This is a genomic window from Vibrio fortis, from assembly GCF_024347475.1.
Lineage (GTDB): Bacteria > Pseudomonadota > Gammaproteobacteria > Enterobacterales > Vibrionaceae > Vibrio > Vibrio fortis.
In genome coordinates, this window is the sequence record NZ_AP025488.1 from 577,799 (window position 1) to 599,058 (window position 21,260).

The 21,260-nt window shown below is 44.5% G+C and carries 17 protein-coding genes; 6 read left to right on the forward strand and 11 right to left on the reverse strand.

Annotated features, from left to right (window positions below; translation table 11 throughout):
- Nucleotides 1-51: 51 nt before the first annotated feature.
- Both pulA and OCV50_RS17200 read right to left on the reverse strand, forming a co-directional pair.
- Nucleotides 52-4,470 carry a pullulanase-type alpha-1,6-glucosidase gene (gene pulA / locus OCV50_RS17195; RefSeq protein WP_261905055.1) on the reverse strand — a complete coding sequence of 1,473 codons (4,419 nt, stop codon included), beginning with the start codon at nt 4,468-4,470 and terminating at the stop codon, nt 52-54.
- A 334-nt stretch (nt 4,471-4,804) separates the two neighbouring features.
- Nucleotides 4,805-6,574 (reverse strand): alpha-amylase family protein, encoded by a 1,770-nt coding sequence (locus OCV50_RS17200; protein ID WP_261905056.1) that lies wholly within the window; start codon nt 6,572-6,574, stop codon nt 4,805-4,807.
- Between the two features lie 146 nt (nt 6,575-6,720).
- Between OCV50_RS17200 and OCV50_RS17205 the strand changes: the two genes are divergently transcribed.
- Complete coding sequence (locus OCV50_RS17205) at nt 6,721-7,107, forward strand: DUF1294 domain-containing protein (RefSeq protein WP_239839577.1); 387 nt, start codon at nt 6,721-6,723, stop codon at nt 7,105-7,107.
- Between the two features lie 33 nt (nt 7,108-7,140).
- On the opposite strand, the gene OCV50_RS17210 is transcribed toward OCV50_RS17205, so the two are convergent.
- On the reverse strand, nt 7,141-7,725 hold the full coding sequence (locus OCV50_RS17210; RefSeq protein ID WP_239839578.1) for a LysE family translocator: 585 nt from the start codon (nt 7,723-7,725) through the stop codon (nt 7,141-7,143).
- Nucleotides 7,726-7,853: 128 nt separating this feature from the next.
- Between OCV50_RS17210 and OCV50_RS17215 the strand changes: the two genes are divergently transcribed.
- The 5 genes from OCV50_RS17215 to OCV50_RS17235 all read left to right on the forward strand — a co-directional run bounded on the left by OCV50_RS17215 (nt 7,854) and on the right by OCV50_RS17235 (nt 12,826).
- Nucleotides 7,854-8,294, forward strand: coding sequence for an Lrp/AsnC family transcriptional regulator (locus OCV50_RS17215; protein WP_032550543.1), 441 nt, complete (start codon nt 7,854-7,856; stop codon nt 8,292-8,294).
- A 27-nt stretch (nt 8,295-8,321) separates the two neighbouring features.
- The gene (locus OCV50_RS17220; RefSeq protein ID WP_261905057.1) at nt 8,322-9,251 is read left to right on the forward strand and encodes a LysR family transcriptional regulator; all 930 of its coding nucleotides are present in this window, start codon (nt 8,322-8,324) and stop codon (nt 9,249-9,251) included.
- Nucleotides 9,252-9,813: 562 nt separating this feature from the next.
- Nucleotides 9,814-11,001 (forward strand): tetratricopeptide repeat protein, encoded by a 1,188-nt coding sequence (locus OCV50_RS17225; RefSeq protein ID WP_261905223.1) that lies wholly within the window; start codon nt 9,814-9,816, stop codon nt 10,999-11,001.
- Between the two features lie 280 nt (nt 11,002-11,281).
- The gene (locus OCV50_RS17230; protein WP_239839580.1) at nt 11,282-11,602 is read left to right on the forward strand and encodes an MFS transporter; all 321 of its coding nucleotides are present in this window, start codon (nt 11,282-11,284) and stop codon (nt 11,600-11,602) included.
- Nucleotides 11,603-12,826, forward strand: a complete 1,224-nt coding sequence (locus OCV50_RS17235; protein ID WP_239839581.1) for an HlyD family secretion protein — start codon at nt 11,603-11,605, stop codon at nt 12,824-12,826.
- Nucleotides 12,827-12,999: 173 nt separating this feature from the next.
- Here OCV50_RS17235 and OCV50_RS17240 read toward each other — a convergent pair whose 3' ends face one another.
- From OCV50_RS17240 to OCV50_RS17275, 8 genes are all read right to left on the reverse strand, one after another.
- Nucleotides 13,000-14,007 carry an AraC family transcriptional regulator gene (locus OCV50_RS17240; protein ID WP_315974659.1) on the reverse strand — a complete coding sequence of 336 codons (1,008 nt, stop codon included), beginning with the start codon at nt 14,005-14,007 and terminating at the stop codon, nt 13,000-13,002.
- 415 nt (nt 14,008-14,422) lie between these two features.
- Nucleotides 14,423-14,956, reverse strand: coding sequence for a DUF4136 domain-containing protein (locus OCV50_RS17245; protein ID WP_261905058.1), 534 nt, complete (start codon nt 14,954-14,956; stop codon nt 14,423-14,425).
- A gap of 303 nt (nt 14,957-15,259) precedes the next feature.
- The gene (gene sstT, locus OCV50_RS17250) at nt 15,260-16,480 is read right to left on the reverse strand and encodes a serine/threonine transporter SstT (RefSeq protein WP_032550540.1); all 1,221 of its coding nucleotides are present in this window, start codon (nt 16,478-16,480) and stop codon (nt 15,260-15,262) included.
- A 383-nt stretch (nt 16,481-16,863) separates the two neighbouring features.
- Nucleotides 16,864-17,931: a ribosome small subunit-dependent GTPase A gene (gene rsgA / locus OCV50_RS17255; protein ID WP_261905059.1), complete on the reverse strand. Its 1,068-nt coding sequence runs from the start codon at nt 17,929-17,931 to the stop codon at nt 16,864-16,866.
- Between the two features lie 452 nt (nt 17,932-18,383).
- The gene (locus OCV50_RS17260) at nt 18,384-18,839 is read right to left on the reverse strand and encodes a copper chaperone PCu(A)C (protein ID WP_261905060.1); all 456 of its coding nucleotides are present in this window, start codon (nt 18,837-18,839) and stop codon (nt 18,384-18,386) included.
- Between the two features lie 56 nt (nt 18,840-18,895).
- On the reverse strand, nt 18,896-19,486 hold the full coding sequence (locus tag OCV50_RS17265) for an SCO family protein (RefSeq protein ID WP_261905061.1): 591 nt from the start codon (nt 19,484-19,486) through the stop codon (nt 18,896-18,898).
- Complete coding sequence (locus OCV50_RS17270) at nt 19,483-19,920, reverse strand: hypothetical protein (RefSeq protein ID WP_261905062.1); 438 nt, start codon at nt 19,918-19,920, stop codon at nt 19,483-19,485. The genes OCV50_RS17265 and OCV50_RS17270 overlap by 4 nt, the downstream gene beginning before the upstream one ends.
- Before the next feature lie 214 nt (nt 19,921-20,134).
- Nucleotides 20,135-21,055: a DUF368 domain-containing protein gene (locus tag OCV50_RS17275; RefSeq protein WP_261905063.1), complete on the reverse strand. Its 921-nt coding sequence runs from the start codon at nt 21,053-21,055 to the stop codon at nt 20,135-20,137.
- Nucleotides 21,056-21,260 lie beyond the last annotated feature (205 nt).

Consider the following 21,260-nt stretch of genomic DNA (forward strand, 5'->3'; position numbering starts at 1 on the left):
AAAGAAAACGCTGACCTAAGTCAGCGTTTTTTGTTGGTTCTCAGCGAGCGGTTATTTAGCCGCTGCGAGAGTTACCTGTTTAGAGATGATATCGAATGTCACTGTGTAGGTACCTTCATTTGCAGGCGTAAAGGCAAGGTTGCCACCATTGTTAGTAACGGCAAGTGAACCTTCCGCAACCACGATATCGCTGTAGCCGTGTTCACACTGTCCCCAATCGCCACAAGTAAACTTGAACTGAAGCTCTTGGTTTGCAGCCAGCTCTGCAGTGGTGAAGCTCACCATTGTTGCGTCTTGCGCATCCGTGGTCATCTTCTGTGCATCGTCGTGGCCCCAGTTACCTGATAGGGTACCTGGAATGTACCAAGTTTTTCCTTTGTAGCTTTCGGATAGCTTAGCATCAACAATCACTGGTTTTTCTACATCTGAGGCATCTAGTGAAAACTCATACATACCCATATCAGTGAAGTTTGAAGGGCAGTTTTCACCTCCACAACTAATTTGAGAGTCCCAGTCACCATGTGTGAATTTGTAACCAGTATCAGAAGCTAAACCTAACTCGATAGTGTACAAACCACTGTTGGTGTATGGCACTTCAATAGCTGCAGGATCCCAGCTTGCTTGCTCGAAGCCGCCAGCAATGTACACCTTAGTTTTACCAAACGGTGGTAAGTCTGCTTTCTTCTCTGCAACTGGAAGACCTAAGCCACGTTCAGAACCTCGTGGTTGAACGAATACCGCGGTAGACCAAGCTGGTACTGAGAACTTGCCTTCGGTGAATGATGCATTGCCAGCAATACCGTTATCTGCGTGTGCAGCACTCAGTTCAAAGCCTGACAGAACAATTGGTTTACTCTCGTGGTCAACGAAATCACCGACTGTTTGTGTCTCTGGGGTTGCATTGATGATCACGACAATTGCATCCACTGAGCTGTCGATATCGGCGGTTTGGGTACTGCCGTTATCGATGGTCATTGCAATTACACCCGTTGTTTGGCCTTTACCCGTATTGCGGAAGTCAACACGGTTGATGATCTCTTGCGCACTTGGCAGCGTCATTAAATCCGAAGCCGAACGAAGCGTTAACAACTCTTTGTAATTGTTGTACATGCGCTCCATATGCTGAGCTTGAGGCTGAGAGTTTACATCGGCCGTTGCGCGATCGATCTGGTCGTAGTTACCTGCGTCTTTGTCTTTTGCTGGCAGACCTTTGTTCCAGTTACTGTCAGTAAGAGTGAAGTCAACAAGGTTGTACCAATCACCGTAGTCGTACGAGTCACGCTGCATCGATTTCGAACGCAGTAGCTCGCCACCCATATGATTGAATGGCATCGCCTGACCGAGTAGTACAGTTGACATACCAATGGTCTGCATTTGAACACGTACATCTACGCTAGCATCTTCCGATACCTTGTACATGTTGATGTCCCAGAACGTTTGGTTATCGTGTTTTGATACGTAGTTCTGTACTTCCCATGGTTGCTCTGCGTAACCCGCTTCTTGACCGTTATAGTCGATTGAAGAACCCACTTGCGTGTTGCCTTCGAAGTCGACCATCTTGAAGTCTTTCAAGTTACCCGCCATGCCCAAGCGAGTCAGATCGATTTGGTGCAGTGCGCGTTCTAACTCAACATCAGAAACATTGCCTTCATCATCGGCCATCAGCTCATTTGGCAGTGTTGCCGCCCCCGTTGCGAAGCCTTGGGTTTTACGAATCGCGTCACCACCATCGAATGGACTACCACCACGTACTGCATCACGTAGTCGGTCCGAGAACGAGCCAATACCTGTGCCACCAAGGTTAGGTTGTGTCGCTTGAACAAAGCGGCGGTTGTTTTCAACTTCACCAAAGTTCCAACCTTCGCCGTAGAAGTAAACCTCAGGGTTCACCTCACGAGCGGCTGCAAGTGTCTGTTGCATTTGAGACAGTGGGTGGTGGCCCATTAAGTCCCAACGGAATGCATCAATCTTGTATGCTTCAACCCAAGTTTGAATCGAGTCATCGATTAATTTGGCAAACATTGCATGTTCAGGTGCGGTGTTCTCACAACATGTTGATGTTTCGACTAAACCTGAATCTGGAACCAAACGCTGGTAGTAGAGTGGAACGACTTTATCGAGAACGGATTTGTCGTTCATGCCAGAAGCGTTGGTGTGGTTGTATACAACGTCCACTACGACATTCATACCCACATCTTCTTTCACAGATTTCACCATTTCACGGAACTCAAGGATACGTGTGGTGCCTTCTGCATCGGTTGCATACGAGCCTTCAGGAACTGTGTAATGGAATGGGTCGTAGCCCCAGTTGTATGAATCGACAGAACGTACATACTCGTTCAGCCCTTCAATAACTGCATTGTCTTTGGTGTCCGTCGCTTTTAGGTCTTCGAACGCTTCTGCAATTGTTCCACCACTTGTGCAGTAATCACTGTAACGTTTGTCGTTTTTGATCGATTCGTTCAATGAACACAACTTGCTAAATGGTTCGTCGATGTTGGCGACTTGGTCTGGATCTTCGTTGATGGTTGCGATGTCAAACACAGGCATTAAGTGTAGGTGAGTCATGCCCGCATCACTAAGCTCTTTGAGGTGATTCACTGGCGCTGAGTTTTGCTCAGTGAAGGCTAAGTATTTGCCTTTGTTGTCAGTGCTTTTATCGCGAGCTGAGAAGTCACGAACGTGTGATTCGTAGATCACCATATTCGCCAGATCACCGTTATCAGGATCTTGTGAGTGAGGGGTTTCTAAACCATCCCAACCTGCTGGTTTCAGTTCATCGGAATCAAGATCGACGGCTTGGCTGTAGAAAGAGTTCATCGACAAGCTAACAGAGTAAGGGTCTGTTACTTCATAGCTGTAACCTTTCTGCTCTCTTGGTTGGAACACCTTCATCGCGTAGCGGTAGAATTTGTTATCAACCGTGTCTGTTTCGACTTCAACACTCCAACTACCTGACGCTGCGTCTTCTGTCATAGTGTGGCGCGCTGCCTCAGATTTATCGCTGTTGTAAACAACAAGCTCAACTTCAGATGCCGTTGGTGCCCATAAGCGGAATGTTACACCATCATCACCATAGATTGGGCCATAGTCGAGTTCAGTAGCGGATTCAGCAAAAATAGCATCAAGAGCACCTGCATACTGCACGGCGGTAGACGAACGAAGTGCTGCGGCTTCTCCCTCTGCACCATCAGATGATGCGAGTGCGATTAAACTGCCTTTCATAAGAGAGGCTAATGATAGGTCTGTAGGCAGTTGTGGCAGTTCAAATGCTGGGTAGTCAGCTAAGTGAGGGAACTTGGTTTTTTGCTCGTCAGTGAGTGTAGTTGTAGTCAGTTTGATTGATGCACCGCTAACAACACCCTCTTCAGATACTTGATATTCGCCGTTTGAGCTGAACATGATCTGAACTTGGTCAGCGCCTTTACCAGCACTCCACACCAGCGTCTTATCGTCAATTAGAATTGCACCGACACTATCGATAGTGAATTCTGAAGATGGGCCTGCAACCTCAAAGGCTTCGCCTCGTGTCGCGTACGCTTTCGCACTACCCGGCATGTAAGTCACTGCTGGGTTATTTGCTTGGCCAGAAATGTCGATAACTAGGTCAGCACCAATCAATTTATCTTTGTTGGCGTTACGGAAAATGAGATTGAAACATTGGCTAGCGTCATCGGTAACTGGAACGTACCAAACTGGGCCAAATTCATCGGAGTCATCCGGCGTTACGCTAGTGTCTTCCCAATCTTCGTTGAAGTAATCTGGATTACCCGCTGCACATTTTGAATCATTCCAAATGTGTAGGTTTAGGTTACCGTAGCCATTCTTATCTGCACCTTCTTCTTTTTTATCGCCTAGAGGATCATAAAGATGAACAGCGAAATGGTCAGCTGGTGGTGTAGGCAGTTCACCTGGCGGCTTAGCTTCCGGGAGTTTTACGTCGGTGCCTGTTTGGTCAAGCCCGTGGCCTTTAAGCATAGTATCTTGACGTGACCCAGACACTTTGTCGCCTTCGTGGGTGACACCGACAGACTTACCTGCGTCTGCAGCATCTAAGCTGATGCTGGCTTGCTCTGATGTGCCATCCGTGATTTTGCAACTTCCTGTTGCTTCACTTGCAGCAACAAGCCACATAGGACCAAATTTGTCAGACGAGGTTGCGGTGAAAGATTTGTCACCACAAACAAGAGTCCATTGGCTAAAGTCTGCCGTGTTATTGGACATTCTCGCAATGTTCGATGTGGTATCGGCAATATAGCTTAAGGAGATCTGGTCTGCACTTGGAGTCGGTGCTGCGCTTGGTAGGTCGACACTCGGTGCAAGCTCGACTTCACCCGGTACTGACGTTCCCGGTGTTGGTGCAGTGTAGTTACTTTCGTCGTCATCTCCACAAGCACTTAAAGCACCAGCAGCCAGGATTGGCAACATAGCTTTTGCAAGGGTAGAGAGTTTAAAGTTTTTTGTATTCACGTGTGATATCCATATTAGTTTTATTCTCGATGAATATCCTAATGTTGAATATGGTGATCTATTTGTGAGCCTTATAAATAAAGTTATTTAAAATGCGGAAATTAAAAATAATTAGTGTAAGAATCACATTTTGTATTAGGTCAAACGATAATTAATTGGATCGACAACACATAAAACTAGTGATTATTTAAAAAGGGCGTAGAGGGGAGGATGAGTAAATAGGATGAGAACTCAGCCTAATTATTGTGAGATTACCAGCGCTTTATTTGTTACTTAATAATCATTAAAAAAAAAGAGCCGTTTGGCTCTTTTATAATGGGTCATAAATATAAAGTTATTTGAGCTTCAAGACCCAAGCTAATGCGTCCAGTGGCTGCAACTCACAACTGAAATAGCCAATACCATTATCGACGGTGAGAGATTGTGTTTTTAAACCTTCAATTTTCTCTTCCAAAGAGTAAGTCCCATCGGCTAAATTCATCGCTGAGATATGCTCTGCAGGAATGGTCACTTTAATCGACTCACCGCCTTGTGCTGCAAAACGACTGGTCGCGATAATTAGCTCACTCGCGTCATATCTTAAAAAGGCGTGGCTAGCGTCAGAGAGCTCACCGTTGGCAAACAGATCGACGTACTCGCCGGTTAGTGAAGAATGCTCTAATGTGAAGTTCATGACGCGCTTATAGAAATGACGTAATGCGGTTTCGTTCTCATTCAAGAGCCCGCCATCAAATTTGCCGCTGTTCATCCATTTCTGGTGTTGCGGAACGCCGATGTAATCGAAGATCGAAGTGCGTGATGGTTGTCCAAACCCTGCGTTCTCTGCTCCAGCTTCACCGACTTCTTGACCGAAATAAAGCATAGTAGGAGAGCTACTGATTAGAGCACTCACTAACATTGCTGGCCTTGCTTTGTCTGGATTGCCAGCAAACTCGGGAGAGGCGATTCGCTGCTCATCATGGTTGTCCAAGAAGTGCAGCATATGATGCTCAATATCCTGCATCTTGCTTTGGATATCATGGATGATCGTAGTTGAGGCTTTGCCCTGCATGATCGCTTTTAGGCCGTCATAGAGGTCGACTTTGTCGTAGAGATAATCCATTTTTCCGAGGCGAATGTAATCACGATATAGATCCGGTTGGTAGACTTCTGCCATCAGGAATGCATCGGATTTACGCATTTTAATTGACGAGTTCAGGTAGCTCCAAAACTCGACAGGTACCATCTCCGCCATATCGTAGCGAAAGCCGTCAACCCCTTTTGCAATCCAATAAAGTGCGATATCACGGAACTTAACCCAAGAGCTAGGTACATCAAATTGCTGCCAGTAATGATAGTGTTCGATGTAGTCTTTATCTTCGTAGCCTTGCGGAAGTTCAGGGAAGTCTTTGCTACCGTCTGGCTTAATGCCGTAGTTAATTTTTACTGTTTCATACCAGTCGTCGAAGTTCGGTTTAGCCAAGCGCGAACCATTTCCCGTCCATTTAGCAGGCTTTTCTATGAATGGTGTCTCTAGGCTAGGGTGCGCTTCTCCACCGAGTGGCGTGAAGGCTGGGTCGATGTCTGGGAGCTCAAATTGTGAGTCAGGGATATAGTAGAAGTTATTCTCTCGGTGGTATTCAACACTGGTGTCGTCATTGGCACCGAAGTCTTCCACACCTACTGGATTATGACTACCGCGATATTGGCGTGCGACGTGGTTTGGTACGATATCAATGATAACTTGCAACCCATTGTCGTGGCTGCGTTTAATAAGAGCTTCAAACTCTTCGACACGTTTCTCTGGGTCATCAGCCAAGTCTGGGTTGACGGAGTAGTAGTCCTTTACTGCATAAGGAGAGCCCGCTCGACCTTTTACTACGCTTGGGTGATCTGGGGTAATTCCCGCTTCTTGGTAGTCGTTGATCACCGCATGATGCGGAACGCCGGTATACCAAATGTGGGTAATGCCAAGGTCTTTAATTTCAGAGAGTGCTTTATCGGTGAAATCACTGAATTTGCCGACACCGTTCTCTTCGATCGTGCCCCAAGGTTTATTATTGGTGTTTTGGTTGCCAAACAGACGTGTAAAGACTTGATAGATGGTATGTTTTTTATTGTACATGGTTATAATTCCTTAACTTCCATCATGTTATGTAGGGATGAGGCAAGTAGGCTAGCGCAAATAACTGCCCAATTACTCATCCTTTTAATAAGAATTCAGGGCGTAGTTATTAAGCTTCGTGAGCTGCTGCGCAAAAGGGGATAACCTTGTCATCATCATTGAAAATCGTCTTTACTTATCTCTTTGTTGTAAGCCTATCGAGCGCATTTTATTCAAGCTCAAAGCTGATGCTTCTAAGTTATATATTGATGAGCATTATTACTTATTTAACTTACGCAAAAGATAAGCGTGCGGCAATAAAAGGGGAGTGGCGCGTACCGGAAAATACACTACATTTTCTGGAATTATGTGGTGGTTGGTTAGGTGCGTTGATAGCCCAACAGCAGTTTCGACATAAGACTCAAAAACAGCCTTTTAAAACGGTGTTTATCATCTGCAGTGGCCTTAATGTTTTGGGGTTTGTGTGGACATTAACGCCTCACGGACAGTCTATTCTGGGACCGCTTCAAGAGGCGCTATCGAGGTTGTTTTAGGTTAGGTTTGGAATAATTTAGAGAAATCTGCGCTTAGATCATTGGTACGGTCGAAACCAACAGCAACAGAGCCATCGCGTAATTGAAGCCTTTAATGCGCAAAGGGGTCGTTAACCAATGCTGTAGCTGTTTCCCTGCTGCGGTCCAAAATGTCACCGATGGCAGGTTCGCAAGTGTAAAGATGGCAGCGATGATCGCGAGCTCAACCCAAGAGCTTCCAGTGCTATAAACGGAAATCGCCGTTAATGCCATCGACCAACCTTTCGGATTAACCCACTGAAAGCTTGCCGCCGCTAAAAAGGACATCGGTTTGTAGCTCTCTTTCTCTTCTGCTTTGCCGCTGTTTGCAATCTTAATCGCCAAATAAACAAGATAAGCCAAGCTTAGGTATTTCAATACTTGATGAATAACAGGGAAGCTGTGGAACAAACCCATTAAACCAAAGCCGACCAACAATAGCATAATGGCAAAGCCGAGGGCGATACCGAGCATATGGGGAATGGTTTTGGTGAATCCCACGTTTGCCCCCGAAGTCATCAACATGATGTTGTTTGGTCCAGGTGTGAAGGTCGAGACAAACGCAAATAACGCGAGTGCGGTAAGTTGTTCAAAAGGCATGGCGTTGTTCCTAAATAGTGAAAATTACAGTTGTGTCTGACCGGTCACGATTCATACTAAGTGGAAAGTCGGGCAATTATGTGCTTTTATTCGAGTTAAATTCATTAAATGCACAATTAAATTCAGCTATGGATAGATTTGACGAAAGGATATTGCTTGAGCTTAAAGCGGACGGCAGAGTCTCCAATATTGAGCTTTCTGAACGCATCGGTTTGTCTCCGTCTGCGACTCTGCGTCGCGTTCAGGAATTAGAGAAACAAGGTGTCATTCAGGGCTATCGTGCAGTGCTTGATAACACTTTGATGGGCGTTGGCTTTATCGCGTATGTGTCGATTGGATTATCAAGCCACAGTAAAGCAGCGCAGCAAGAGTTTGAAGATCACGTCAGCTTAGAAAAAGAGGTAGTCGAATGCCACAACATTACTGGTGCGAACGAGTACCTTTTGCGGGTGGAAACTCAAGATCTGCCAAGTTATAAGAAGTTTCACGCTGACGTGCTAGGTGAGTGCCCTCAAGTACAGTCCATTACAACCATGGTGGTGATGGATACGCCGAAAGATGAACGATAACCGAATCTATTTTCTAGAGAGAGCCATGTGTTAAATACTAACCAATTACTTCTATTCCTCGATGTCGTTCAGCAAGGATCGTTTACCAAAGCGGCAACGTTGCATGATATGGACAACTCGTCACTGTCGAAGCAGATTAAGCGTTTGGAAGCTGATCTCGGTGTACAGTTGCTCAATCGATCGACACGATCATTTTCTTTAACCTCGGCAGGTGAAGAGATCTTGGCGCAAGCCCGTGTTTTGCAAGATACCTTGAATCAGATTCAGGGGATTGCTGATTCGTATCAGTCAGAACCCAAAGGGGTGCTGCGAATTACCTCACCAATCTATTTCGGGCAGCAGTATTTGCAGCCGATCGTGACTCAGTTTATGCGTCGCTATCCTGATGTTCAGATTGTGCTCTCTTTGGACGATAAGATTGCCAATATCATCGCGGGTAAGATCGATATCGCTTTTCGTTTCAGTAAGTTGGTTGAATCGAACCTTATCGCCAAGAAAATCGCGGACAGTCATTTTATGCTGGTGGCATCTCATGACTTTGTTGCTGAGCATGGTGAACCGCAAACACCTCAGGATCTATTGTCGCTGCCGGCGATTATTTATACCAATGGTGATATGACGCTCGATCAACTGCGCATAAGTGAACAGCCCAATGGTGAAACCTTCCAAGTGCTTTCACTGCAGGGCAATTACAAAGTGAGTGATGTACGTACGATCGTGTCCGGTGTGAGTGACGGTCTAGGCTATGGGCTGTTGGATCAGTCCAATCTGCACGCACCAATGAAAGAGCTTGGACTCGTCCAGTTACTGCCTGAGTATCGGATTTCAACGGAAGAGACCGCCATTTATGCCGTTTATCCACATAGAAAGCAGACAAAGTTGGTCAAGGAGTTCATCAGTAGTGTTCAAGAGTACATAGGCTCACCGACGATCTGGGAAAGAATGCAGAGCGAATAGCCACAATGTTGCTGAAACGATCAATTTGAGCGGTTCGAGGGATAGGCTTCGAGCCGCTTTTTTGATTTGCCGTTTATGAGTGGTTTTGAGGTGTCGATTTACAATGTAAAACTGAGCAAAAATGAGGTGTAATCAGACGAATGAAGACGACGTAGTCAACTGCTGAGTTACAGTGTCACTTATGGGCGTTGGTGCTATCGAATAAAACTAGCAGATTGCCGATAAGCGAAACGATAGCGCAGTAACACTTTCGTGAAGCTAAATAGGGAAAAGTGCCGGGAGTGGGTATGATGGATGAAATCAACCAACGGTAGTGTGGTTATTTTGAGTGGCTTTACCTAGCCAACAATTTACAATGGAATCAATATCACACCATCTAACAGCATTTCATTCTTAAAGAATCGGTTTAGCTTCTTATGGCATAAGAATCTTGAGATACTAAACTCACTATGGCTAATGAATAGATACGTTTTTTTAGTCCGCCAACCTTCATTTATCGGCTAGGATCGAAATTAAAATAAACACTAGTTGAACAACAAACAGTTGAGACGTTATGAGCACAATGGGCATCGCTATCGGTGCAACCGCACTTTCTCTGATTTTGGTCGTCATTTGGCTGATCTCTTTATCTTTGAGAAAGCAGCGACTAGAGCAGGAGCGCAAGGCTAGAGAAGTCGCTTATCGAAAGGCGATAGAGAAGGCGCGCCTGCAAGAGAAGAAAGATCGTCTTTTTAAAGCCGAGACTGGTCATATTCCTTCAATTCTTTATCTCGCTAAAGAGGCAGAACGCACCAATATTAAAGAAGCTCTCTATTGGTATGAGAAAGCGGCTCAGCAAGACAACGTCAACGGTATGTATGGCATCGTAAGACTGAGCATGAAGCGCAAGGAAGACCTGATCTTAAGAGAGCAGGCAAACTTTTGGCAGTTAGCGATAGCTGCGCTAGATAACGATTCCGACGCCAAATTCAATATGGGGCAAGCTCTGATTCACGGCCGTGGCACCACTAAGAATATCCCCAAAGGTTACGCTCTTATTGAGGAGGCAGCCACAAGTGGACATACCGACGCCATGTTGTTCATGGGCGATTGGTGCCTAGACCAAGATAATGCTGATTACTCTCCAGAGAATGCGGTGGAGTGGTTTCGAATGGCCGCGGATAAGCACGATCTCAATGGTAAAATTAAGCTAGGTTTGAGCTATTTGAACGGCTTGGGCGTGGAGAAAAACCACGGGCAAGGCTGCTATTGGTTAGAGAGAGCAGCAGAGAAGAATAATACTGAAGCTATGTTCCATGCTGGTGAAGCTTGGATAGATCATGGAGAGCACGGCAATGCGATCGCTTATATCTGGTTGTTCCTGTCTGCTCACTTTGGCTATGAGCCTGCAAAAGCGTTGCGCGACAAAGTAGGCGCGAACCTTGGTGTTGACTCAATAGTTGGATTGCAGTCGTTAACTAAGCCTATTATGACCAAGTTGTCTCAAGAAGCGGTAACTAAGCATTCGGTGATCAAGGCGCTTAATAAGCTCTATAAACGCAAAGTACCAGTGCCTAAGAAAACCGAAGAGGGCGTTGAGGTTATGCCAGAAGAGGTTATCGAAGAAAGCTCTGCGTCAGAGTCAAAACGAACAACAGATGCGGGGGATTACACGCAAGTTCCGTTTGATGCTTCAACCAGTAAGCCGAGTGATAGCGCTGCTAGCCTTGATTTCAGTCAGTCGACTGTCCAACCCAATTGGAAAAGTTAACTCAAGCATCAAATGACAGGCGACGGAGTCATCAATTAGAAAATCAGCGTTGTGAGTTTGAAAATGAAAGGGGTAGCCATTGGCTACCCCTTTTTGATCTTAACTTAGGAACTTGTGTTTAAACGGATATGAGTACCTGCTTGAAATTCAGATGCACGTCACACCTAGTTAGATAATATGTATCGAAAACTACCATTAATTGACGTGAATTACCTGATTATCCCATGGCAGGCGAGGTCGGTATATCTTGTTTTGGTCTTAATTTACGAGAGTAAGAGCAATGAGTTTAATCAGTATTCCTTATGTAGAGACCACTGCAGATACCGCTTTGCATATAGCAGCGGCTATCGTGCTGATCAGCACCATCGCTGCTGGTCTGTATGGCTTCTGGAAGCTTCATGAGATCCCTATCCAAAAGGCTCACCAGACCGACCACCATCAAATAGGATTGATTACCGCACTAACCTGGATTGGTTTTATTTGGCACTGGGTGTGGGTGCTCGCCATTATCATCGCTTTTGTAGATTTTGAAAAAGCCATTATCCGATTACGTGATTTATGGAACTCTCCGACTCAAGTTAACAAATCAGAGGATGTCTAGATGTTAGAAGGTTTAGCGGTTTGGTGTTTATTCATCTATCTATTAAGGCTTGTTGGTATGCCTTGGAATGCGGGCACTAAAGCATTCGCATATCTAGGAGGTAGTGGTTGGTTGTTGTTTGTTTGGGTCGGGCTCATCAACTATACACCGATGGATTTGTCTGGTGGTTCTGTGGTTCAGTCTCCTCATATTCAGCTCCGCCCAACGTCTACTAATGTGTCGGGCAAGGTTGACCAGATTTATATCACCCCAAATCAACGTATTGAGAAAGGGCAGTTAATCTATGAGATTGAAGACGAGCCTTATCAAATTGCTTATGAGCAAGCGAAGATTTCTCGTAACTCTGCCGGTGTCGCGGTGAGCACTGCGACAGAAGAAGTAAAAATTGCTGAATCGAGCTATCAAGCGGCGTTGCATGATTTCGAAATGACGCAGAGTGAGCTCCTGACGGCACAGTCTAATCGAGACTTACAGAAGAGAACGTTGAAGCGTTATCTTGAACAAAATCGAGTCGTGCGTAACACGATCACGGAAAGTATGATTGATAATCAGCAAACGGTAGTTGATTCTGCGGTACATACTGTGGCCAAGCTTGAATCACAGCTTAGCAAGAAGAAATCTGATGTAGAGAAAGCTAAGCTGCAAATAACCAAAGCGGAACTCTTGGTTGAGTCTCGTCAATCGGACTATAGCGAAGCTCTGCAGAGAGTGAATAAGGCGAAATGGGATCTTGATAGCACCAAGATCTATGCACCGACAGACGGCTTTGTGACTAACTTTATTCTTCGCGAAGGGCAGCTTGTTTCTAAAGTTCCACGTTTGCAGATGTACACCAATGAAAAGTACGTGTTGATGCGTGTGAATCACCAAGCTATTAGAAATGTTAAACCGGGTCAATTGGCTGAATTTACTACTCCAGTTTACCCGGGGAAAGTGTTCACAGCTGAGGTTGAAGGTATTGTTGAAGCAACAGGTGAAGCGCAAAGTAACTTGCTTGGCTTTGACCAGAATGTTCGTTCTACCACAGGTAAGAACCTACAAAACAAACATCACTTTGTTAGGTTGAAAGTCGTTGAGCCAGAAGGCTACGACGTACCAGTTGGTTCGGTTGGTCTAGCTTGGATAAGTGGAGAAAAGCCAACAGAGCTGATGGCGTTTCTTGATGTAATACGTGGAATTATTTTACGCATGAAGTCGCAGCTCTACTACTTCTACTCTTTCTAACAGAGAGTTGGACTCAGAACCTGCGATCTCGTTTAGTGTTACCCAAATTACCGTAATGCAACGCCGACGGCAGCTCTCGCAATCGTGTTGTTAAGATGACGATTAAAGATAACGAAATCAGCTAGGTTAACTTTCACATCCGCAAAGTGGCAACACTCTGCGGATGTTTTATTTTATTCCAATGAATTGAGATATTGTTTCGGTGTCATGCCTCGATGCTTCTTAAACATATGCGTAAAGCTATCGAGATGGTTATACCCTAAACTGCTTGCCACTTCTTCGACGGGTATTGATTGGCTTAGCATTTTGACCGCTTTGTTACTTAAGACAAAACCACACATTTCGGTAAAGTTGTGGCCATACTTATGGAATCTACGTTGAAACTGCTGAATTGATAGGCCTAACAGGCTCGATACTCTTTCGAGTGTCGGTAAACCAAAATGACATGAGTAGTTGATGGCTTCATAAACTAGCTTAGTGTCATCGCTTGGATCGGGCATGTCTAAACATCGGTCCAAATCTTCAAAATTCAGCGAAAAGGTTTGCTTGGTATCTTGATTATCAGCCAAGTTTGCCAAGCGTAAACTGGAATGAAACCAGATCTCTGTTTGATGATGATTCCACGCGACATCACAGCCAAAATAGTCTTGATATAGCTTCTCATCCGCACGCTCTCCTGAAAGCAGTACGCGCATTGGCGCAAAATCTGCTCCTAGGTATTTTTTCAATATTTTTGACATCAAAACAGCAACTCTAATGCTGTCATGAACATCTAAGTGCTTCGCATTGTATTGATTGTTGTAAGTCCATTTGATGATAGAACCTGCAGGCGCGGCAACCCAAAAAGCACCCGATTGAATGCTCCCCATACCGTAGTTTACTTTTCTGATCGTCGACATTAAGTCATGACCAGAGAGCATCCACTGTCCTAATCCACCCAAATCTTCGACCCGAAAATGACGTATAGCCTCGAGCATAAAGTTGGGATTTTTTGTATAGCACTCGAGTTCTTCATAAAGCTTAAAGACCTCAGAAATGGGCAACAGATTCATGGTGTGATTAAACGCGGATCGGGGAATTGCCTGGGGAGAAGTTTGATCTGAATAATATTGACTACATACGTTGTAATACAAGTTCATCAGGCTGTTTACTCTAATAAAGTAAGTCTTGTTGATCGTCATTTTTCATTCAAACCTATGTAGATTAGGTCATAAAAATAGCATAAATGACGTAATTTAACGAGTTGGGACGGCGCTCACTATGTTTGCTAAACGTCTCAATTGGCAAACTTGTGAGTTAATATTGGGTAATAGCAGTGTTTAAAGACAGTGACCATTTGGGGTATCAAGATAGGCATCAAGAATTTCAGGAATGGTGAGATATTGGATAACGATGACGGAGAGCTCGTCAAATGTCTGAGCAAGTATGATTGGAATGGGAGAGAGGGAAAGTTCATACTCAGTAAAAGTACTGGCTAAGCGATTAACCGCTTGGTCTTATTGCGATTGATTTGCCTTCTTCCTTGAAGGCATAGGCTTTCCTATCGTTTAACTGGCTGAGTAGGGCTTAGGGAAACAATCACTTAGACGTCTTCATTCATCTATACGAAGGGTATTGCTGAAACATTTCAGCGATTTCTTCGTGAATCAGTTCGTTACGTTCCTCAGAACTCATTGACTGAGTTAGTTTTCGGCTTGAGTTCGCAGTCCATACAACAATGTTTGTTCTATCATCGATTAGCTCGACAACTAGGTGGCCATAGGTTTGTTTCTGATAACTTTGTGGCGTAGCCATCATCCCATGGAAATTGTTTCGACTATAGCCAATACCAAAGGAAGAGCCAGATGAAATAACTTCCGACTCTTGCAGAAGTTGATAGCGAACATATAGGTCACCGCCGTCTTCGACAAGTTCTACGTCAGTCCGATCCATTTCCTGGACAATCGCATTTTCAATTCTGATTGAGTCGATACTAATTGGCGTTTTGTTCTTTGCTTCATTCGTTATTTTAAGTGAACCAAAATCATAGGTTTTATATTGAGAGAAATCGGTTTGGCTATCAAAGTCGGTATTTATTGTAGAGCAGGCTGCTAGAGGGATCGTCAGTAGTATGGTTGTTAGACGAAGCATTTTCTATCTCCTAAGAAGGTGGTTTGAAATGAATATCTCTTCTTAAGGTGAGTATACTTGTCTGGTATTTGAGGCTTCTTTTTCGCTATATTCAGTCAGTTTTCTTATAAAAGTGACGTGATTCATCGGATTTTATTTTTTGATGTAGAGGAAATGACATTGGACGGGATAGTTCTGCAGTTACCAGAATGGTAGAAAGGTTGTTGTGTTTGAAGTCTTATTGAAAGGTAGCTCGACAGAGGATTCTGTTTCCAATAAAAAAGGGTAGCGCGTGGCTACCCTTTCCTGCATTTGCAAATCAGATTATGCGTCTGATTTTTGCTGTTCAGCTTTACATACAGCGGCAGTGAATACCACGTCTGTAGAGCTGTTAAGCGCTGTCTCAGCTGAATCTTGAATCACACCGATGATAAAGCCTACCGCTACAACTTGCATCGCTACGTCGTTTGAGATGCCAAATAGGCCACATGCTAGTGGAATCAGTAGTAGTGAACCACCCGCAACACCAGAAGCACCACATGCAGATACTGCAGCAACAAGGCTTAGCAGGATTGCAGTAAAGATATCGATTTGGATACCCATAGTGTGCACTGCAGCTAGCGTTAGAACAGTAATCGTGATTGCTGCACCAGCCATGTTGATGGTTGCACCTAGTGGGATAGATACAGAGTAAGTATCTTCGTCTAGGTTAAGCTTCTTACATAGGTTCATGTTTACAGGGATGTTTGCTGCACTTGAACGAGTGAAGAATGCCGTAACACCAGATTCACGTAGACACTGAAGAACAAGCGGGTAAGGGTTCTGCTTAGTCTTAACAAATACGATGATTGGGTTGATAACCAGCGCGATGATCAGCATAGAGCTTAGTAGTACAGCCAGCAGTTGACCGTAGCTTGCTAGCGCTTCGAAACCCGTTGTTGCAAACGTTGCAGATACCAGACCGAAAATACCGAAAGGTGCTAGACGAATAATGAAGCGAACGATGTGTGAAACACTGTGGCTTAGGTCTTCGAATACCGCTTTGGTTGTCGCTGAAGCGTGATGTAGAGCAAGACCCAGACCGATCGCCCATGCAAGGATACCGATGTAGTTTGCGTTCATCAGTGCGTTTACTGGGTTATCAACCAGTTTGAATAGCAGTGTTTGTAGAACTTCTGTGATGCCTTGAGGTGGGTTAGCACCCTCAGCACCGGCAACTAGCGTAAGCGTTGTTGGGAACATAAAGCTCAGAACAACCGCTGTTAGCGCAGCAGAGAAAGTACCAATCAAGTAAAGCACGATGATTGGACGCATATGAGTATGCTGACCTTTCTTTTGGTTAGCGATAGAAGCTGCAACAAGAATGAATACTAAAATTGGGGCTACAGCTTTTAACGCACCTACGAACAGACTACCTAGTAGACCTGCATCTTGAGCCGCCGAAGGCGAGAACATGGCGAGAACGACACCGAATACAATACCTGCAAGGATCTGTAGAACAAGATTTCCACGAGCGATGCGGGCGAACATGTTGTGATTTTGCATAAATTACCTGCAATTGTTAACTTATTATAGTGATATTTCTTTTATAAAATGGAACCATTTCGAACTATACACTAGTCGAATGGGCGGTCATATTAGCTTGATTAATCTCAGTGTCTAGGATTAGTTTCATTTTGGTGTAATTGTTTGCGCTGTGTGGGTGTTTTGGCTCTAATTGTTAAATTAATGTATGCTATATAAGATATAAATCTTTACAAATATTGATATGTAGTTGATGTGTCTGCGCTCGTAATTAGCAAGGAATGGTTATGCAAACTATGTATGCAGAATTGATATCTTGGATGTAAAAATGCTGCCGAATGATCGCTCACCGGCAGCATATATTGCTTAGTCTTGCCTATTGATTTAATGAATAAATATACCTATTAATCATCAAACTGTTTTCGATAACGACCCTCGTTTTGCACACTGCGATACATCTTAGTCAGTTGCTTATAGCTCGCTCGTTTCTCTGCCAACGTCGCGCTATTTCTAGCTTGCTCTCGAAGTAGTTTTTGGTAGTTGTTAAACCGACGCTCAGTTAACTCTCCACTCTTCAATGCGCGTTGGATCTCGCATCCAGGCTCTGATTGATGTTGGCAATCTGAGAAACGACAATTCATGGCAAGCTCTTCGATGTCAGCGAAGGTTTCACTAACGCCTTCAGCGCACTCAGAGAGTTGTATCTCTCGCATTCCCGGAGTGTCGATCAACAAGCCACCATCTTTCAGAAGATGAAGCGAACGTGATGTGGTTGTGTGTCGACCTTTACTGTCGTCTTCACGAATCCCGCCTGTTGCTTGAGCTTGTTCAGCCATTAAAGAGTTGACGATTGTCGACTTGCCTACACCTGAAGAGCCCATTAGAGCGACTGTCGCACCAGAGGTACACCATGGCGCTAGAACTTGAACTGATTCCAAATCAAGGCCGTTGACTGTTTCAATCATGAGTAACGGATCTAGGCTTTGAACTTGGCTCACTTTTGTTTCTGCATCATCACACAAATCTTTTTTGGTTAAGACGACGACAGGTTCAACCTTTGCTTCATTGGCGAGCGCTAGATAACGCTCAATGCGGCTTAGGTTAAAATCGTGATTCAAAGAAACGACGATGAACACAGTTGTCACGTTGGCCGAGATCAATTGCTCTGCGACTCGAGTCCCTGATGCTTTGCGGCTGAATAGTGATTGGCGCTCCAATAGTCGCTCAAACTGTTGATTTGGCTTGAGGATCACCCAGTCGCCAACCGTCATAGCGGGTAGGGCATGGTGAATCGCTAGGTGGATCTCTCCCTGCTCAGAAGCAAGGGTATAGCCACTCCGGTGATGTGCGATCACTCGTGCTGCGAAGTTTTCTTGCTCGTAATCTTCAAGTGTTAGTTGTTGTTGAAAAATAGGTTTCCATCCAAGTTGTGCGATTGAGATTGGATCGGAAAATGCGTTTTTAGAATTCATTGCTATACCTCGACATACAATTCGCGGCTGTTGGCGTTATTGCGATGTCAAAAAATGAGAATATGGGTCGAATTCAATAGATAGGACCCCGGGTATTGTGCTTGTCTGTAGCGCAAACCGGGTAAAAGAAGGTGGTAATAGATTTTTCAGCCTAGTGCGAATGATGTTTACACTGTGCTGGATAACAAGTTACAGGTACAGATGAAGTAACTTATTGGGTCGTAAGGGAAGTAAGTAGTTGTTGCCTTACGAGTAGTACGCTTCTTTTACTACGGGCGCTAGTGGGTTCATTACAATCATCGATGTTCTCCTTGGTGAGTTATTGATTGCCGTGAGTACAACGTTACGTTATACCAATCGACTTTTATTTGCTTGGCGACTTTAACAAAAAACCATGACAACGAGAAGCTGTCATGGTTAATTATTATGCGAAATTGAACTGAAATTCTAATTTAATGATGAGAGTGGTCCATTTTCTTCATGCCATTCATCACTTTTTTGACTGGGACTTCTACGGTTTGAGCCTCGCCATTCGCGTAGTTGAGAGTCAGAGCGATGCTTTGCCCTTCTTCAAGACGAGAAGCTAAATCAAATAACATGATGTGTAAGCTTCCCGGCTTAAGCTCTGTGCTGCCCTGCGCCGGTATTTGAATACTTTTAACCTGACGCATTTTCATGACCTCACCTTCCATGATTACATCATGAAGTTCTACTTTCCCAGCTGCCGGTGTAGAGGCGGAAATCAGCGTGCGAGTTTCATCGCTGTGATTCATCAGAGTAGTAAAAATGGCACTATTTACAGCGGAAGGTGGCATTGCGCGTGCGTAGGCGTCATGAATCATAACGTCACTGGCTTGAGCGACAGAACAAAGCAGAATACCTGCTAATGCGAGGGCTCTTAGTTTCATTATTATTGGTTCCCTAAACAATCTATTTGAATATGGTTAACGGCTATTGCTAGGTGTTATAGCTTTTTGATGGCATCAACAATCGGTGCTGGCGTAAGTGTATGTGGAACCTTGGTTATTAAAGTGCCATCAGGCTTTAAAAAATAGAAGTAAGAGCTGTGATCGAGCGTGTACTCAAGCTCTGAGCCTTCTAATTCTGATTTACGGAAAATCACACCATAGTTGTGAGCCAATGCAGTTGTAATATCAAGTGGACCGCTTAAGCCTTCCATATTCGGATGGAAGTATTGTGCGTATTCATAAGACGCTTCTGCAGCGTCACGCTCTGGGTCTAGAGAGATAAACATCGGACGAACGCTCGAGACTTCTTCTTCGGAAAGTTGATTGAGCGCGCCAGCAAGCATGGCTAATGACGTCGGACAAACATCAGGGCAGCGTGTAAAACCAAAGTACACAATTCGAACTCGAGTATCGCTTTCGTCGAAGATTTCCACAGGTTTGTTATCTTTACCAAACAGGGTGGTCGCTGAGATTTGCTGCTCTTTTTCTAGCTGCATCTGAGCTTTATTTTGTTCATCGAGATAGGTTTTAACTCCGAACCCTAGTACGAACGCCACGACTAGTGCGAGTGACCAGTTTTTACTCATCTTTCCATCCTTATTGCTGGGTGTACCGTATTATTCCCGTCGGTTAATTCACCGAGCCACGTCATTTTATCCATGGTGCATACAGGTAAAATTACGTCACCTTGGAAGGTATTCCCTTCGGTGCGTGTTAATTGAAATCTTGCTGTTCCCATCTCCATTTCTAAACCACTGAGTGACAACTGAAGTTGGTCGGAACTAGTGCCATCCCAAGTGACAGTTAGGGTAGCAGGGACCAGAGGCTGAGCCGTATCGTGCTCAAACACCATGGTGACAGAATCTTGATCGCACTCCTGTGTGCTCAACATGCAGTATTGACTGATGTCACGCTCGGTGTGCGTATCTAAAGTGTGGTTTATTTGTTCGAGTAGTTGTGGGCCAAAGAAGCCGGCAAGCAGTGCTGCGCTTACCATCGCAACCTTTAGTGCTGGGTGCATAGGGGCTCTCATCATTCCATTTTATTGATAAGCGATGGTATCACAAAGCTCAGTACGTGCTTGTATCAAAAAACAATTTTGTGCGGAGGGTAGAAGCTTTGCCTGGCTCGAATTTGCGGCTAGGTGAATGAACTTTGTCTATTTATCGAATACAAAAAAGCGAAGCTGGACACTTCGCTTTTGGTGATTAGGTTACATGCTAACTTAAGCTCTATTAGTGACCGCTGCGCTCTGCAAATTTCTCTAGACCGAGTACTAAAGCAATTGCAGCAAGCATCATAATAACAGCCAGAACAAGCTGTGACGGTTGCGATGTTACCGCTTCGAAATCAAATGGCGACAAGTTTTCTTGAATCAGTGGTACCTGTTCACCTTTAGAGTTGGTGCGCCAACTGATGGTCTCTTTCCAAGGCCAGATCTTAGGTAGCGTGCCAATCATTAAGCCTGTTAGGAACACTAAGGTTACATCTCTGAATGAGCGTAACAGCCAAGAAAGAACATGAGAGAAGCTCAAAAGACCAATCACACATCCAGAAAGAAACAGCAGCAGGATGTCGATTTGGAACCCTTTTACCGCAGCAAGCACAGGTGTGTACATGCCGATGAGTAGCAAAATGAAACTGCCCGAGATGCCAGGTAGGATCATGGCACAGATTGCAATTGCACCGGCTAGCATGACATTAATGCTGGTTGGTTCCATGTGTAGTGGTTTAAGTACAGTGATGCTGTAGGCAAACGCAACACCAAGTAATAGGAATAAACCACGTATTACGTCGCGCTTTTCAACTTGCTTGAGAATATGGAACACAGAGACCAATATCAGACCGAAGAAGAAAGACCAAAGTGGTACAGGGTGAGCGACCAGTAACCAAGAGATGAGTTTCGCTAAGGTTGCAATGCTGGTGAACACACCACCAAATAGAGCGATTAAGAAGAAGCCATTAATATGATTGAATGCAGCTTTAAAGCCATCGCGTTTCCAAATGCCTAAAACGCTCGGGTTGATTCGACGAATGCTTTCTAAAAGCGTGTCATAAATGCCAGTAATAAAGGCAATGGTGCCACCCGATACACCAGGTACAACGTCTGCTGCACCCATCGCCATGCCTTTAAAAAAAGTACTTAAGTAGTTCATTTGTCTCTGAGAGTTAATAATGGTTTGCTGCAGTATACAAACTTTGGTGTAAAAAAAGTATGAATATGCAATCAGGGACGTCACTTTAATTATTTGGTCATTTAACAAAGGTAGGCTGTGTCATCAAATTCATTCTGGGAATCGAATTTATAGGCTTATCCACTGATGTTGAATCGCAATATTACGTAATTAAATGAAATTGATT